Annotated in this window: 14 protein-coding genes; 6 read left to right on the forward strand and 8 right to left on the reverse strand. The window is 38.2% G+C overall.

The genetic code is table 11. The features are described 5' to 3' along the window. From K9V48_RS23845 to K9V48_RS23870, 6 genes are all read right to left on the reverse strand, one after another. Positions 1 to 379, reverse strand: a 379-nt coding sequence (locus K9V48_RS23845) for a helix-turn-helix domain-containing protein (protein WP_224141604.1), incomplete at its 3' end; no start/stop codon positions are given. A 345-nt stretch (positions 380 to 724) separates the two neighbouring features. Continuing rightward, entirely contained in the window at positions 725 to 1,465 is a 741-nt protein-coding gene (locus K9V48_RS23850) for a PepSY domain-containing protein (protein WP_224141605.1), read from the reverse strand. A gap of 276 nt (positions 1,466 to 1,741) precedes the next feature. Further along, positions 1,742 to 3,088: a sensor histidine kinase gene (locus K9V48_RS23855; RefSeq protein ID WP_224141606.1), complete on the reverse strand. Its 1,347-nt coding sequence runs from the start codon at positions 3,086 to 3,088 to the stop codon at positions 1,742 to 1,744. Then, positions 3,085 to 3,786, reverse strand: coding sequence for a response regulator transcription factor (locus K9V48_RS23860; protein WP_224141607.1), 702 nt, complete (start codon positions 3,784 to 3,786; stop codon positions 3,085 to 3,087). Before K9V48_RS23860 ends, K9V48_RS23855 begins: the two co-directional genes overlap by 4 nt. 704 nt (positions 3,787 to 4,490) lie before the next feature. Then, a complete protein-coding gene (locus K9V48_RS23865; RefSeq protein WP_224141608.1) occupies positions 4,491 to 5,624 on the reverse strand; it encodes a toxic anion resistance protein in 1,134 nt (377 codons plus the stop codon). Positions 5,625 to 5,643: 19 nt separating this feature from the next. Continuing rightward, entirely contained in the window at positions 5,644 to 6,270 is a 627-nt protein-coding gene (locus K9V48_RS23870; protein WP_224141609.1) for a 5-bromo-4-chloroindolyl phosphate hydrolysis family protein, read from the reverse strand. A 477-nt stretch (positions 6,271 to 6,747) separates the two neighbouring features. Between K9V48_RS23870 and K9V48_RS23875 the strand changes: the two genes are divergently transcribed. Then, the gene (locus K9V48_RS23875; protein WP_224141610.1) at positions 6,748 to 8,604 is read left to right on the forward strand and encodes an SEC-C metal-binding domain-containing protein; all 1,857 of its coding nucleotides are present in this window, start codon (positions 6,748 to 6,750) and stop codon (positions 8,602 to 8,604) included. A gap of 161 nt (positions 8,605 to 8,765) precedes the next feature. On the opposite strand, the gene K9V48_RS23880 is transcribed toward K9V48_RS23875, so the two are convergent. Beyond that, positions 8,766 to 9,545, reverse strand: a complete 780-nt coding sequence (locus K9V48_RS23880; protein ID WP_224141611.1) for an apurinic/apyrimidinic endonuclease family protein — start codon at positions 9,543 to 9,545, stop codon at positions 8,766 to 8,768. 397 nt (positions 9,546 to 9,942) lie between these two features. Here K9V48_RS23880 and K9V48_RS23885 point away from each other — a divergent pair, with 397 nt between their 5' ends. The 3 genes from K9V48_RS23885 to K9V48_RS23895 all read left to right on the forward strand — a co-directional run bounded on the left by K9V48_RS23885 (position 9,943) and on the right by K9V48_RS23895 (position 12,746). Continuing rightward, the gene (locus K9V48_RS23885; protein WP_224141612.1) at positions 9,943 to 10,863 is read left to right on the forward strand and encodes an iron-hydroxamate ABC transporter substrate-binding protein; all 921 of its coding nucleotides are present in this window, start codon (positions 9,943 to 9,945) and stop codon (positions 10,861 to 10,863) included. 416 nt (positions 10,864 to 11,279) lie between these two features. Next, a complete protein-coding gene (locus K9V48_RS23890) occupies positions 11,280 to 11,471 on the forward strand; it encodes a hypothetical protein (protein WP_224141613.1) in 192 nt (63 codons plus the stop codon). A 327-nt stretch (positions 11,472 to 11,798) separates the two neighbouring features. Beyond that, positions 11,799 to 12,746 carry a metallophosphoesterase gene (locus tag K9V48_RS23895; RefSeq protein ID WP_224141614.1) on the forward strand — a complete coding sequence of 316 codons (948 nt, stop codon included), beginning with the start codon at positions 11,799 to 11,801 and terminating at the stop codon, positions 12,744 to 12,746. 51 nt (positions 12,747 to 12,797) lie between these two features. Here K9V48_RS23895 and nagZ read toward each other — a convergent pair whose 3' ends face one another. Next, a complete protein-coding gene (gene nagZ, locus K9V48_RS23900; protein ID WP_224141615.1) occupies positions 12,798 to 14,069 on the reverse strand; it encodes a beta-N-acetylhexosaminidase in 1,272 nt (423 codons plus the stop codon). A gap of 309 nt (positions 14,070 to 14,378) precedes the next feature. On the opposite strand from nagZ, the gene K9V48_RS23905 reads away from it, so the two are divergent. Together K9V48_RS23905 and K9V48_RS23910 are read left to right on the forward strand one after the other, a co-directional pair. Next, positions 14,379 to 15,323, forward strand: coding sequence for a hypothetical protein (locus tag K9V48_RS23905; protein WP_224141616.1), 945 nt, complete (start codon positions 14,379 to 14,381; stop codon positions 15,321 to 15,323). A gap of 7 nt (positions 15,324 to 15,330) precedes the next feature. Continuing rightward, positions 15,331 to 16,098, forward strand: a complete 768-nt coding sequence (locus K9V48_RS23910; RefSeq protein WP_224141617.1) for an SH3 domain-containing protein — start codon at positions 15,331 to 15,333, stop codon at positions 16,096 to 16,098. The last annotated feature ends 406 nt before the right edge of the window (positions 16,099 to 16,504 follow it).

Here is a 16,504-nt window from a genome sequence, read left to right on the forward strand (position 1 = left end):
AAAAGGACATAGCCATTCGATTGCCTTTTGCATTGAATCCAAATTGGGGAAATGTCATACTGGTGTAATCTTTGTATTTTTTCTGTTTTGGATAGTTTTTATCCTTACGAAAGAAACCATCAAATGCCTTTTCTAGACGTAGAAAGACTTCCTGCAACGGTTGAGATGGTATTTCTTTTAGGAATGGATAGTTCTTTTTGTCCATTTTTAGTTGTGTTTGCATATCGTAACGATGATAAGATTCTTTTGACTCGTGATATTTACGTTGTTTATCCAAAAGAGCCGAATTATAGGTTTGACGACAATATTGTAGCCAACGGTCTAGCATTTCCTTCTGTTCTTCGTTTGGAAAGATTTCGTATTTTTGATTTAATAACATTGTCGTCACCACCCTTATATTCTATTCCCACTATAGAACATAAGTTCCCACAACACAACCCTTCAGGCTGTCGCCTGACCAAAATAATTCCCCTCTCTACCGTTGGGCTACACCCTTCACACGCTTGAGGAAGGGGAATTATTTTGGATGTTCGTTAAAAGGGTAGCTATTAATGGATTATTTAGTGATTCTGTTAACTAAATGTTCCATTCATTTCTCTTTCCTTCTCAGCTTTTTTATCGTACAGTCTTTACTAAAAAGATTAAAAATAAGAAAAGAGAAAAAATGGTTAAAATAGGGTAGGAATCTGTTTAGACTTTTCTTAAGCATGCCTAAACCGCTAAACTAATCCTCGTCATCCTCTGTATCTTCTTCCCGTGTGACGGATTTAACTGCTTTTGTGTATGCATCCACTTGGACAATGACATCTTCACCATCTGCTAATTCAGCTTCAATTAGATAATAGGGTGTTTGTTCTGGCGGTTGGACAAATTCGACATCGTCAGCTTCTCCTTTGACATGTGCTTCTGCAATTGCCATTGCTTCACTTTCTGTAATGATGCTTGCTGCTTCTTTTGTTTTAGAGGTAATTTCACCAGTGAATTGATCGAGTTTTAAAGTGATTTTTTCGTTTTTTTTGCTCACTACCGCCTGATAATAGGCTTTGCCGTTTTCCTCTACAAATTCAAGTGATTGTAGATCACCTTGTGAAGCAATAAGCGCTTCGATCTCTTTTGGTGTTAGCTGCTTTGGCGGTGTTTCTGTCGTTTTTTCATCTGGAGTCTTTTCTGATGTACCTTCTTTCGACTCCGTCTCCCGTTTTATCGAGATGACTTCACCGTTTTCAGCGTTAATCCGAATATGATAAACGCCAGTTTCAAGCTGCATGTCAATCTGATATTCATCCTTCGTCTTCGTTGTCTTAATAATATCCCCAGGATATTTCGCCAATGCTGCTTTATTTGCTTCTTCTTCTGTCAGTGTTTGCGCTGATAATGATGGCGCCCACCATTGATAACCGACAAATAACAGAAGTCCCAAAACGAGAACCATACCTGCAGACAGCATCCATTTTCTATTCTTCATCGTATCACCTCATCCAACGTTCTGTTGGCTTTATTATATCGTCGTAAAATGAGAACTTGATGAGAAACCTAAGAAAAGCGTAAGCGCCTTGTTCAGCCTAAGGCAGGCATAAGACGATCAGGAATAGAAGGTGTTTTTTACCTTCAATTCCTGATTGGCTTATGACCCCGAGGCAGTCAAGAACGCGACGTCCTGTCGCATTGACTGCACTTGCACGTCCTGTGCTTCGAGGCCGGACGCTTGCGCTAGACACCAACACTAAGTTCAAAAATTTCCCTAAACGACAAAAAATAGCGTAACCGTTGTTCCCCTGCCTTCAAGACTATCGATTTCAATTCGAATATCAAGTGCGTCGGCAATTTCTTTCGCCATCGAAAGCCCAAGCCCTGAGCCACCTTGTTTACGGGTTCTTGCTTTATCAACCCGATAAAAGCGATCAAATATTTTTGGTAAATCTTCCTTTGGGATCCCAATTCCGCGATCTTCAATGCGAAGATATGGTTCATCACTTGTTTTCCCTATGTAGACAGATATATGCTCATCACTATACTTTCTCGCATTATCTAAAAAGATAAACAATAGCTGTTTTAACTTTTGAACGTCTGATATGACTTCAACTGTCTCGCTACTCTCGATTTCTACCGTTCGTTTGTACGCATTTTGATATACTTTCGCTAATTCGGTCATTGTGTCCGTAAGATTTATGTTTTCTTTCTCGATATTCCATTGTTCCTGGTTCTTTGCAAGCAGGAGCAACTGCTCGGTCATCTCTTTCATTCGAATCGCTTCAGAATGAATGGCCTCAATTGATTCGTTAAATAAATCCGGACGCTCAAGTCCCCTTCTCTTTAAAAGACTAGCATAGCTCTCGATAATCGTGAGCGGTGTTTTTAATTCATGTGAAGCATTTGAGACGAATTGTTCCTGCTTTTCAAAGTTCGCTTGCAGCAAATCAATCATATGATTAAAGGTATTTCCCATTTCCACCAGTTCATCTTGAGATTTTTTTTCTAAGTTAATCCGTTTAAATTGACCACTCGTTTGAATCTCTTTCATCGTATTGATCATTGAGCGAATGGGGCGCGCAATAAAGTTACTAAGAATACTGCTTGAAATTAGGACCGGTATCATCGCAATAATCGTGACGACGATTAACACAATGCGCAAAACAGTGAGCATGTCTTCTGTAGGTTGATTGCTTTTCATCATTTGCAGATTGACGATACTACCATCGGTCCAAACGATTGGGCTAGAGACGAATACATACTTTTTCTGCTGATACGTGATGATTTCACTCGTTTCTCCATGATAAAAGCTACTCTCTCGGGTCATTAACCGTTGTTCAGATTCGTCTGTTACAGCTGTTCCTTTTCCTTGACCTTCTTTTAAAATTTCAATTTTCCCATCGATTGGTACGTAAGCACGAAGCAATTCACCAGGTGAAATATGACGGACATTCGCACTAACATCCTTCGCAATTTTCGTCGTCTCTGCTTTCGCACGATCAAGCTCATTCGTAATCATCAAGTTACTAAAAACAAGGTAGATGGAGACATTCATCAAAATGAGCAGGACAACAAATAATACCGCTGTATATAAATTTATTTTCTGACGAAGCTTCATTTTGCATCCTTCAAGACGTAACCAACGCCTCTTACTGTATGAATGAGCGGCGTATCAAAGCCATGATCGACTTTTTTGCGCACATAGCGGATATAGACATCAACTACGTTTGTGTCACCGAAATAATCATACCCCCAAACTGCTTCTAAGATTTGGTCCCGATTTAGCACTTGGCGTTTATTTTTCAATAAATAAAGCAGTAAATCATACTCTTTTGGAGTTAGCTCGATTTCTTTATCTGCTCTAATGATCTCACGCGATTTATCATTCACCTTTAAATCACCTGCTGTTAACCATTCATCGTCTTCCTCTACTTTTTGGGGTGCTGCAGGTCGCATGCGTAAAACAGCTCGAATTCGTGCGAGCAATTCTTCAATTTGAAACGGTTTTGTGATGTAATCATTCGCACCTAAATCAAGTCCAGAAACCTTATCTTCAACTGAGCTTTTTGCTGTTAACAGGATGACAGGAGTAATCGCCTCTTTCGCTCGGATGCGGCGAAGCAGTTCAATTCCACTTAAACCTGGAAGCATCACATCTAACAAGATCAAATCCCACGATCTCGAATGATATAATTCGAGTGCATCAATTCCATCCATTGCCTTCCCAATTTCATAGCCTTCATATTCAAGCTCGATTTCGAGTAGTCGTAAAATTTTTTCCTCGTCTTCAACGATTAGTATTGATTCTTTGGTCATTTGGAATTCCTCCCTTTTTGGTGATTGGGGACTGTCCCCATTATTTCCCTCTACACTAGTATAATCATTATGTACTTGATTTCTTTACTTTAATTAAACGTTTGTTTAACCAGAACAAAAGCGGAAGCGCCTTGATCAGCCCCGACAGGCATAAGACGCGCATGAATAGAAGGTGTACTTTGCCTTCAATTCATGCGTGGCTTATGACCCCGAGGGGCTAGGCGCTGGAGCTGGATGTCGGGCGCTTATCCACAGTTCAAGAATTTTATAATTTCCTAAACGATAAGAAAAGCGGAAGCGCCTTGATCAGCCTCGGGCAAATAAGACGCTTTTGAATAGAAGGCGTACTTTGCCTTCAATTCAAAAGTGGCTTAGACCCAAGAGGCAGTCAAGAACGCGACGTTAATCGCCTTGACTGCACTTGCACGTCCTGTGCTTCGGGGCCGGACGCTTGCGCTGGACAATTCTCGAAGCAAAAACTTATAAAGTGAGACTTCCATCAGTGGGGGTTTTCTCCATCCCCTACTGATGGTTAGCGAGACTTATCGGATCTTTACGGGCAGTTATCTCCAACTTATCTTCTTTGCTTCTCTCGAATCTTTCGTTAAGAGTTTTACTGCCCGTTAAGGTGGGATAAATTCTGATATTATCAAAAACCCCTTCATCTATTTATGAGTTGAAGGGGCCTTTTTGCCATCACTGGATTACATTCTCGCTAATTTATTCTTCATATCCGTTTCCATTGAAGCGAGGTCTTGTTGTGCTTGCAGGCGTTTTGCACGGCCTTCTGCTTGGATGCGAAGTGTTTCCTCGAGTGTAGAGATTAAATGATCTTGGACTTTCTTAAGTGTGTCGATATCAACGATGCCACGTTCATTTTCTTTCGCTGTTTCGACTGTGTTCACTTTTAGCATTTCAGCATTTTTTAATAGTAGATCATTCGTTGTTTTCGAAACGAGCTTTTGTGCTTCTACGGCATTTTTTTGACGCAGTAAGGTTAAGGCAATGGCCACTTGGTTTTTCCAAAGTGGGATCGCCGTTGTGATTGAGGATTGGATTTTCTCAACTAACGCTTGGTTTGCACTTTGGATCAAGCGAATTTGTGGTGCGCTTTGCATCGTAATTTGTCTGCTTAAAACTAGATCATGTGTCCGTTTTTCCAAACGATCAGCAAATTGCATCAAATCATTTACTTCTTGAAAGGCCATCTGATCTTGTGTTGCCTCAGCCTTCTGCTTTAACGCTGGAATGGTTTTCGTTTCTAGCTCCTCAAGCTTCAGTTCGCCTGCAGCGATGTAGATATTCAAGGCATGAAAATAGTCTTTGTTTTGTTCATACAGCTGCTCAAGTATGGAAATGTCTCCGAGAAGATCATTTTTTGAATGGTCTAATTTGACGCTGATCCGATCAATTTGTGCACCTGTTTTTTGATATTTGGATAAAACCTCTTGAACTGAGTTCGAGATTTTGCCAAACATGCGAGAAATAAGACCTCTTTTTTCAGACTTTAAGTCGTCTGGACTAACTTGCGCAAGCTTCTTCATGAGGTCACCAATAATCTCACCAATTTCTCCGGTATCCTTTTTCTGCACGTGGTCTAGCATCGTATGTGAAAAGCTCATGAGCTTCGTTTGCGCTTGTGTACCAAATAAAGAGACGGCCTGCTGATTTGTTGGATCAATTTGTTCTGCAAGCTGAATCGCTTTTTGACGATTTTCTTCAGGTAACACATCGATCAGTTTTTTTTGTTTTCCAAGCTCAGTCTTGTTACCTGCGACAAGCTCTTGTTCACCAAATGGATTAGCAAGTAAATCATCAAGTTCATTATTTTTACTCATGCAATTGAACCTCCTATGATCATCGTTTATTCGTTTTATCGATTGTCAGCTTTGCGACATCTAATTCAAATTGCAAATGGTCAATATCTTTTTCAAGGATATCATATAAATCCTTTTCTACCGTTTCCGCTAGACTTGACATTGTGCTGCGCGTTTCACTTAATGAAGTGGATATTTCGTGATTTTTCTTTGGCTGTCCGACCAAAAATACATATTTTTCACTAATTTCCACCATTGAGTCTAAATGAGAGTAATAAAATTGCTCTACTAAATAAAAACGACGTGGTTCATTTTTCGTAATCGAGTAAATTTTATTGACCACACGCAAAATCTCTAAATTTTGCTTGATTGAAGCGACCGTTCGCACATTTAATAATGACTTCCGAAGTCGCTTAATTTTTTTACTCGCTTGCTCTAAATTCTTTTTAATATATGAATATTCTTTCCTCGTCAGCTTATTTTGCTTTAAAAATTGGTGTGCCGTAATCGATTTCATCGTGAAATAAACGACAGCACCTCCACTCAATGCATATACACTTGAAAGGAGGAATATTTGATTCAATGCAAAAAAACTAATAAGGCCAATCGTACCTGTTGAAATGGCAGCCACTGATGAACGAATAAAAAAATGAACGAATTGTTTCAATCGAATCGACTCCTATTATTATCTTACTAAATAGTACGTTTGATGAAGGAAGAAAGTTTCATTAATCGATAAAAATCAGATCACTGAAACAAATGTTAACTTCCTTCCTTATTATATAATATTTCTTAGAAAACTGTTTCGTATTAGGAAGAAAAGAATGAGGATTCAATACTTTTCCTATCATTTCACTTTTTATCATAGAATCATCGGGATTCAAGTCAATTAATGGTATAATAAACTATCTCTCATAACCTTTTATCCCATTCGTACAGCAGTTTCGACCTTTTTTACTGAGAAAAATCATATCCAACCAATGAGCTAGAACAAAACAAGAAGGCAAAAGAAAAGTTGATCCTCTGAATCTTCAGGCACTGTTTGATAGAGTAAGGAATAACAATCACTTGAATAGTTGCAAGCATTCAACTAAAATCACATATAATAAACTATATAAATTGTAAAGACTGATAGGTGATGAAATTGGAAATAAAACGTAATGATCCATGTCATTGTGGCAGTGGAAAAAAATACAAAAAGTGCTGTCTTAAAAAAGCGAGTATCATTCAAATACACGAAGTAAAAGAAGAACGGTTTCTGCAAAATAAACATATGCTTGTCTTAAAGGTTAGGGACTTTGTTAACAGACAAATTCCACCAACTCCTTACTACAAATTACAAGCAGAATTCAAAAAGCGCACGCACTATTCGATTCATAAAAAATTAGAAAATGGCTTTTTTGAGTTTTGGCTATTTTTCTTCCATCGTTTTGAAAATGGTCTTCGAGGGATTGAATGGTTTACGCAAGAAATCGGGCCACGTCTTTCAGAAGAAGAGCGAAAAATGGCTAATACATGGCAATCACTTACGCCTAAAGTTGTCCAAGCCGTTAACATAGAAAACGACACGATTTTCTTTGAGGATATGTTAACAAAAGAGCAATACCCTGTAGCTTACGTAAAGGAAAATGTTCCAACTCTAGCTCCTTGGTATGGCACAGTAACTCTCCTTGAACCATTTGAAGATGTATTCTATTTTAACGGTGTGAGAATTTTTGAAGATCCACAATCTGTTAATCGTGCAGTAGAAAAGATCAAGGAGCTAATGGATACAACGAACCAAAGCCAAGAGCACGTCATGTTCGATTATTTTCCAGAGATTTTAGCTGAGCTTTTAACCGACGAACGTGAAGATAAAAATGAAAAGAGAGAGATTACAGAATATACGCTTCAATATAAGGTAGAAGATGAACAAGCCCTTTCTAGTTTCATCCACCGTGTTGAACAATTTGAAATCGACACATGGGATGACAAGAGTAAGAGATGCAGCTGGGTTGGTAACTGGTCAGAGTACACTGATAGCGAAATCACTGGACCAATTCTTATCGCTGAAGTATATGGAAAGCTCTTTGTCGAAAAGGACGTTTTGGAGTTTAATAGCTTAAATCAAACACGGATAGAAGAATTTAAACAAATGGTCCAAACGCTAATTGATTCTTCCACTCTTTCCTATACGAATCAAAAAACGAATGTCATTACGATTCCATTAAATGCTGAAATCAGAGACATGATGGTGACAACGGAAAAGGACACTCCTCAATATTTTGCCCTTTATGCGCAAAATGACTTAAGAGTTCAATTTGATAAACCGCTCCGACAGTTTGATGGGTTATCGATTAAAGAATTGATCGACACAGGACGGAAAGATGATGCAGACATCTGGTTAAAGCAAATGGAGTATAATATGTATTTGCAGGTGAACCAACAACATAAAAACGTTGAGACAACAGCAGACTATAATACAGTGCGTAAAGAGCTTGGATTTGCTCTTTCACCATTTGTTACAGGTGGCGACAAACGGAAGTCTTCTTTTGAACAAATAGAAGCTCCTTATCAAGAACAACAAATTTTAGTTGTAGCGGAAGATATTCCTTACTACGAACAACTCGGCTTCACACCTGAAACAAGTAACAATTTCTACTCAGAGGATTTTGTGACATTCTTTAAAGAAAAAACGGCTGGTAAATCTGAGAATACGATGAAAAAATATCGAAATAGTTTAAACGATTTAAGAGTGATTTTGGAACAACATTCACTGACAAGCTGGGAAGAATGTGATCAATTGTTCTGGAACCAAGTCTTCGTTAACGACTTTAGAGATCTTTACGAAACAATTACGAAAACGGTCATTAAAGATTTCATTAGCACAACTAAAGCCTTGGCAAAATGGCTTGATCAAGAGAAAAGAACTTCTTCTTTATCAAAAGTCGTTGTCCAAGTAACAAAGGAAACGGAAGAAGAATTGATTCGTTCGGTTGAATTAGTAAAAAGCACCGTTTAAGTTGTAGAGATTACGTGATAACAAGTAAGGAATAGAGAAGTAACCGTCCCCTTTATTAGTTTGGTCGGGATGGTTGCTTTTTTTGGTTTGTTGAAAAGCTTGAGGATTTATCGACTAAAGCCCAACTTAAACAAAAACAACAATCGTTTCGAAAAGAACCATTATATTTTTTCGAAATAAACCGCACTCTCAATCATCGGGCTGCAATCGATATAGTTCGAAGCTCTTAAATCGATCTCAAAAATAAAATCACGATCCTTTAGATACGGTTTAACCATTTTCCAATCAATCTTCCCCGCACCTAGTGGCAATGAGTCGTGCCTTAGTCCAGAGCTATCGACAACATGAAAATAGTTTGCATACTGATGAAACGCATCAAGATGCTCTTTTAAGCGCTTATTATCGCCATTTAAGCTAATAAAGGAATGACTAAGATCAATCGTTAACGGTAATTGCAAAGGCCCCACAATTTCACCAAGAAGATAAGGATTTTGCGCCGAGAAGATTCCCTCCGTTGTATCCTCCCAGAGAAACGACTTGTCACAGATGCTCAAGATCTCTTCAATTCGTCCTCTCATTAATGCTCGATTCGCTGCATTCAGATAATCATGTGTATCTAAAGCTTTGTAATGGCAATGTATCACACAATTCACATCTTCCATGCGACAGATTGAAGCAAGCAACTTACACGACCAGTCATAATGATCTCTCATTTGCTGAAATGGACTGACAATATCTAAGTGCTTTCCTTGAAAAGTCGTCGGATGGTGGAGATAAACACGCACACCTTTTGCTTTTAAAAATTCGATCGTCCTAACAATTAAATCAGGCTGATACAAATGTTGTTCTTCTAAATGAAGTTCAATAATTTCTGGATTATAAAAGAGCCGATTTAGAACTTGATCATGTTGAAGCCCTGATTTTAAACGAATGTAACGCATAGTTCCCTCCCCTACTTTTACGTTCACAGTTAATTTTACCATTTAATTTTTAAGGAGATAGGGATTTTTTGTTAAAATCTTGTTAAGCTTTTTTGAGTTTGAAGATTGATTTCTTCTCCCTACACCGCCACATCCAATAATGTATTGAGAATTACCACTTTTTACTTTGAAATAAAGTTTAATCAAAAATACCTCACAAACCCGTATTTTACGGTAAATAAGAAGAATCCATTTAAAAAAAGATTGACCAACATCGATTTTAATAAATTTCTTGACAATCTTTATCGTTACTATTAGTATTTTATTGTAATTTACTGAAAATGATTATCATTATTAATGACGTTTATTTCTATTAATCTTTAAACTCACACTATATTTAGAAAAGGAGAAAATCACTTTGAAAAAGCTATTCATACCATTCCTATTTTTGTTTGTACTCATTCTTAGTGCTTGTGGAAATAATCAGACTGTGAACGAAGATAATAAAACCGAGACCGAGACTGAGACAGAAACATTTACTTACCAATCAGAAAATGGACCTATTGAGGTTCCTACAGATCCCCAAAGAATAATTGCCCTTACTAACGGACCCAATGTAATGGCTTTAGATGCTAACATCGTCGGGATTGATGAATGGACTAATATGAACCCCCTTTTTCAAGATAGACTAGAGGGAGTGGAAGTCGTATCAGAGGATAACCTGGAGAAGATCATTGAACTGGAACCGGATCTAATCATAGCAGGATCTCATATGAAGAATATTAATAAACTAAATGAAATTGCCCCTACTGTAGTTTATACGTGGGGAAAACTGGATTATTTAACACAGCAAACTGAAATCGGAAAACTCTTAAATAAAGAAAGTGAAGCAAAAGAATGGGTCAAAGATTTCAAAGAACGTGCTGAATCCACAGGAGATGCCATTCGGGCAAAAATTGGTGAAGATGCAACCGTTTCTGTAATTGAAAGTGGTAATAAAGAGTTTTATGTATTTGGAAATAATTATGCACGTGGAACAGAAATATTGTATCAAGCAATGAAATTGAAAATGCCTGATAAAGTAAAGGAATTGGCACTTGAATCAGGTATCTATACCTTTTCATCGGAAATGCTTCCTGAGTTTGCTGGAGATTACGTAATCTTTAGTAAAAACCCAGATGTTGATAATTCATTTTCGGAAACTATTTTATGGAAAAACATACCTGCAGTTAAAAACAATCATGTATTTGAAATAGATACTAAAGCATCTACCTACAGTGATCCAATTACATTAGAATATCTTCTGGAATTTTTCGAAAAATCATTTCTTAATAATTAGTAAGCTAGAAGTATTCTTTTAATATAAATCTCTACGTTATCCTAAAGAAGATAACGTACATTACTAACCTGAACCCCGTATGGTTGACACTTAAAAAAGTGACACCATGCGGGGTTCTATTATATATTGGCATATTTTAATCAGACTTTAGTTTAAAACAACACGATATGCTGGAAGGCGCTCTACCCTTTTATTATCTTCTAAAGGAAAATGTTCATTTATGTAGAAATAATAAGAAGATGACACCCAATACTTTGCTTTTTCGAACGTAATCTGTAAGGGTTAGAATCTGTAAAATAACTAAAATTGTTTGTTTTTATAGGTGCTCCGTTTCAATTCAACTTGTAGTAAATTGATTCTCCCAAAAATTGAAAGTACATAACACAAAATATAAAAAAGAAAGGTGGTCATTGCTCGTGAGCGTGAACCGAGATATATCCTTACAGCAACTCGCCGAAGGTATTTCTAAGTCTGTATTAAATGCATCTGATAAAGACTTGGAAGGTTTCCAACAAATCATTGATGAAACAATCAAATTACGAGAAGCCCACAGAAATTTACAGAAAATGATTCAAAGCTATTCTACTTCTAGCATTCAGCGTTCTTAAGCCGTTTCAACGTTTAACGGCTTTTTCCTGTGTAATTATTTAAGTAGAATAGTGAATTTTCCCTTCTCGCTTCCCCTTCTACTCTACTTCATTACATGCTAGCTCTCTCTTGTAAGCAAACCATCACTATTTCCCTTAATCTAAAACTCGCACGATGAACGCTGATCGAACGAATGTATTTTTAATTTTGTTTATCAAAATTGTTAATTTTTAAAAGTATTATAAAGATTTGGTAAATATTATGATAATTCGTATTTTAATAGACTATGATGAAAAAGGAATGAAAATTTTATTCTTGTCATTGACAAGTGAAAGGGGATTTTTTTCATGATTTCTAATCGGAAAGGTAAAAAAGGACTTGCAGTCACATTGAAAAGTTTAGGAGCCGTTACTGCACTTGGACTAGCACTTGTCGCCATGAGTCCGACTACATCGGTATTCGCAAAGAACGAGGAACAGCCAAAGTTCGAATTCGGACTTGTCCCTGATGCTCAGTATAGCGATTATGACGACGCCGGAACTCGGTTCTACCGCAACTCAGTGGACAAGCTTACGGAAGCAGCTCAAACGTTTAACAATCATGATCTTGGTTTCACTGTTCAACTAGGCGATATTATTGACAAAGACATCGCAAGCTTCTCTACAATTCTACCAATCTATAACATGATCGAAGGCCCGAAATATCATGTACTCGGTAACCACGACTTTCCTGTGACAACTGACAAAGTTGTCGACATACTCGATATGCCTAACCAGTATTATGATTTCAAATATAAGAACTGGCGTTTTGTGGTGCTAGATACAAACGACCTTAGCCTCTATGCAAATCCCATAGGTTCAGAAAAATATCAACAAGCCGAAACAATGTACAATTCCTTAAAAGAGATCGGTGCAGAAAATGCACAAACATGGAACGGTGGTCTCAGCACAGATCAATTAACTTGGTTACGCGGAGTTCTTACGAAATCTGCAAAAACAAACGAAAAAGTAGTTGTGTTCTCGCACATGCCTGTCTATCCTGAAAACAATCACAATGTTTGGAACGATGATGCGGTCATTAAAGAGCTAGAAGCAGCTGGTAATGTTGTCGCCTATTTCAACGGACATAATCATGCTGGAAATTATGCAGTGAAAAATGGCATTCACTATGTGAATCTTAAAGGGATGGTGGAAACCGCCGACACTAACTCATATTCGATCGTCGAGGTTTACAAAGATCGCTTAGAAATTGATGGCTATGGCCGTGAGATCGACCGTGTATTAAAGATTAAATAGAAAAATAACAGGCTCCTTTATCGGTAGGAGCCTGTTATTACTTTGGAAAGTTTATCTCCCACTGTTCCCTACAACTTCCTCTGCATTTTCCACATCAACATGTGGCGATGTGATCGTAGAAAGTTTATAAGTTAAAATTCGTTTGACCGATTCGTCAATTCGATCCTCGGATAATTTCCCTGCTCGTACAGCCTGGACAATTCCGTTTATTACTTCTTTTTGATTTTCCAATGTGTGACATACTAATAAAAGATCTGCTCCCGCTTCAACTGCATGATAACCTAGCTCTTTATAGGTAAAGCCTTCCGTAACGGCACCCATTTCCAAGTCGTCTGTTACAACAATTCCTTCATATCCAAGCTTCTCTCTTAAGAGATCTTGAATAATGATTGGCGACAGGCTTGCAGGGTTTTCTTTGTCATAGGCCGGATATTTAATATGTGTGACCATGACAAAAAATTGATTATGGTCGATTTCATTAATTATTGCTTTGAACGGATAAATATCATTGTTTTCTAAATCCAATTGATTCGCATCAACTGATGACGATTCAAAATGTGGGTCAACATTACTTCGTCCATGGCCAGGAAAATGCTTTAATGTCGCCGTTATCCCTGCATCTGTTAATCCTTTTATCGCTTGCTTTCCAAACGCTTGCGCTTTCTTTGGATCTGTTCCGAAAGACCTGCTGTCACTAGCTGATAAATCTAACACAGGAGCGTAATTGACATGAATCCCCATCGCCTTTAATTCTGCACCACTATGAGCGGCAGTTTCATAAATGGCTTCCAAGCTCCCCTTCCTAGCAAGCTCTTGCTGTGAAGGGATCGGTGAAACATGCTCTTTCATTCTAACAATCTTGCCACCTTCTTGATCGATACTCACCATCAGTGGAATTTTCTGATTCTGCTCTAGCGCCAAATCTTGCAAATCATTCGTTAATTGTGCCACTTGTTTAGGCGATTCCATATTACGGTCATATAAAATCACGCCGCCAACGTGATAGTTTTGTAGCATCGTTTTAATATGGTTATCCACTTCTTTACTTTGAAAACCTACAACCGTTAACTGACCAATTTTTTCCTCAAGCGTCATACTTTTGATTAACTCAGTAACCCGCTTTTCAAGATCGTTTTCCGGTTGAGAAAATGGCGTGACAGCTTCTTCCTCCTGCTCTTTCTGATTTGTTTTTGCTCCATGTTCCTCTTTTATTTGCTTTGGTTGTTGAGCGAATACGCCCACTCCGATCAATCCACCAATGACGAAGACAGTTAGTAACAGGCGAATGAACGCTCTATGTCTTTTTTTAGTCGAACTTTTCATCATGTTCTTCTGGAATCTAGTATTTACTTACTAGCTACTGATTCATTTACTAGATTTCAGTTACACCCCCTTGTATTCGATCATTTGTCCGGCCACATAGGAAGTAGTTCTACCTTCGAACCTCCGAATCCTTGTATCAATTTTATTTTTCCTTAACCTTTCTTAAGACATTCACATCACATCTTTTTTGAGAGCTAATGGTTGTCATGAAAAGCTACAAAAAAGCATATGTAATAGGTGAGAAAGTACTTCGGACATTCACCAACCTTGTAAACAGAGGTTAATGGCATCAAAAGGGAGGAAAACCACATGAATTTAATCGAAGATGTTCAAGCCGTCCAATTTAGTTTTTTTGAAAAACCACCCGCTTCCTCAATGAGCAAAGCATTTGTCTATGTGAACGCTGAAAATCATTTTCAGGTCGTTAAGCATGGCGATCGCCTAACACGTAGCGAATTAAGAGCTGGAAAATACACGAAAGTATATACAATCAATATGGCAACCTTAAATTTCCACTATGAAAAAGAAGTTCCTTCAGCAGATCGTGGGCGCCAATTTTTAGTGGATCTGTCCATTGATTATAAAGTCGTTGACCCGATCTCGGTTATTCAGCAAGAAGCTGGGGAAATTGTCAATTTCTTAAGAAAAAAACTTCCCTATTGGCTAGAGGAAATCACAATTGACTACCCAATATCTGACGCAAAACGTGTAAAACAACATATTGAGGGTTTTCATGAATATTCATCAATGGTCGCTGGCTTAAAAGAAGTTGGGGTCAAAGTAACCGATATTAATGTCCTTGTGAAACAAAGCGTCAATGATCAACTTCATGACACAGAGTTCAGAAGGATTGATCAAGATTATGAATTAGAAGGCTACCGTAATGAAAAGCATTACCACTTACATCAACACAAGCTCGATCAAAAGCGAACTGGCGCACGCGTCCTCGCAGGCGAAATCCAAGCATCGATCGAAGCTGGCGACTTCCTATCTGCAATCTTAATTGCCGAAGAAAATAAAGAAGCCTTACAAATCGTGAAAAGTCGGATCCTTCATGAAGAAGCATTCCGCCGCGTCGTTCAGGATCAAGCCAAAAGGCACATACTTAATCCCGCAATCGATATGATTGAAGCAAAAGAACAGCTCGCAAAGATTCAAGCGTATTTCCCATATGAGCAAACAGTTGAAAACAAAGATGATTTATCCGATCGTCCAAAAAAAATCTATCAAATAAATCAGGCGAAAGGAGAGTAATGAACAAGTGGAAACCATCATCAATCAACTATTTTGGCTTTGGGTACCACTGTCATTCCTCCCAGTCTGGTTAAGAATCGCAATTGTCACTTATTTAATCATTATGCTAATAAGACCTATCATCTGCCGGCTCGTACCAACGCTCATTCATTGGGCAAGTCGTTTCGTCATTAAAGGAATTGAACTTATTTCATACCCTGTGATGGTTTGCTTTTACTCCTTAATGAGCAAAAAAAGACAGAATGACAATCATCAGATTCCGGGATGGATTGAGTTTATTGAAGATATATTCTCATTTTCAATAAAAGGACTTACGAAGTTTGCGCGATTGTTTCAATTACGAAGACATCATGCACGCAAAGTGAGAAAAGGCTTTCGAATCGCAGGGCTTTTCTTCGCTGTGATTATTCCAATCGCAATTCTCAATAACCCTACTGAATCCTATGCAAAAACATGGCAAAGATTTGAGACTTGGGTAACAGAAGAAAAAGTGGAAAAAGCACTCGGCTATCAACTCAATCACACCGAAGCAAGTGTAGAAGAAATAACAACATCAACGAAGATTTCCTTAACAGAAAGGTTCAAAGAGGATGGTGCCAATATTCGTGAAACCCCTTCGTTAAACGGGGTAATTATTGAAAACTTACGCGCAAATGAAACAGTCACCTTTTTAGATGAAGAAAATACCGATGAAAGCGGAATAAAATGGCTGAAAGTTGAAACAGACACCGGGGTAATTGGTTGGGTTTCATCGCGAATTGTTGAGGAACAGTGAGAATCGCTTAACGAGGGGACCGTCCCCGAAGACTAGTGACGAGGGACCGTCCCCTTTTTGAAAAAATCTATCAACTTTGATGGGAAATCTATCAACTTTACAACTTAATCTACCATTCGACAAAAATCGAATTTCACCCCACAAGTCTTAAGACTCGCCAAATGTCCAATGCCTCCATGAGACGAGCTATCATCTTTCATATATAAAGTGAGACTTCCATCAGTGGGGGGGGTTCTGCATCCCCCACTGATGGTTAGCGAGACTTATCACGCTCAGGAACGCCACATCCTGTGGCTTCGCCTGACTTGGACGTCAATCGTTCGTCGGATCTTTACGGGCAGTTATCTCCCACTTATCTTCTTTGCTTCTCTCGAATCTTTCGTTGAGAGTTTTACTGCCCGTTAAG

The organism is Metabacillus rhizolycopersici (assembly GCF_020075705.1).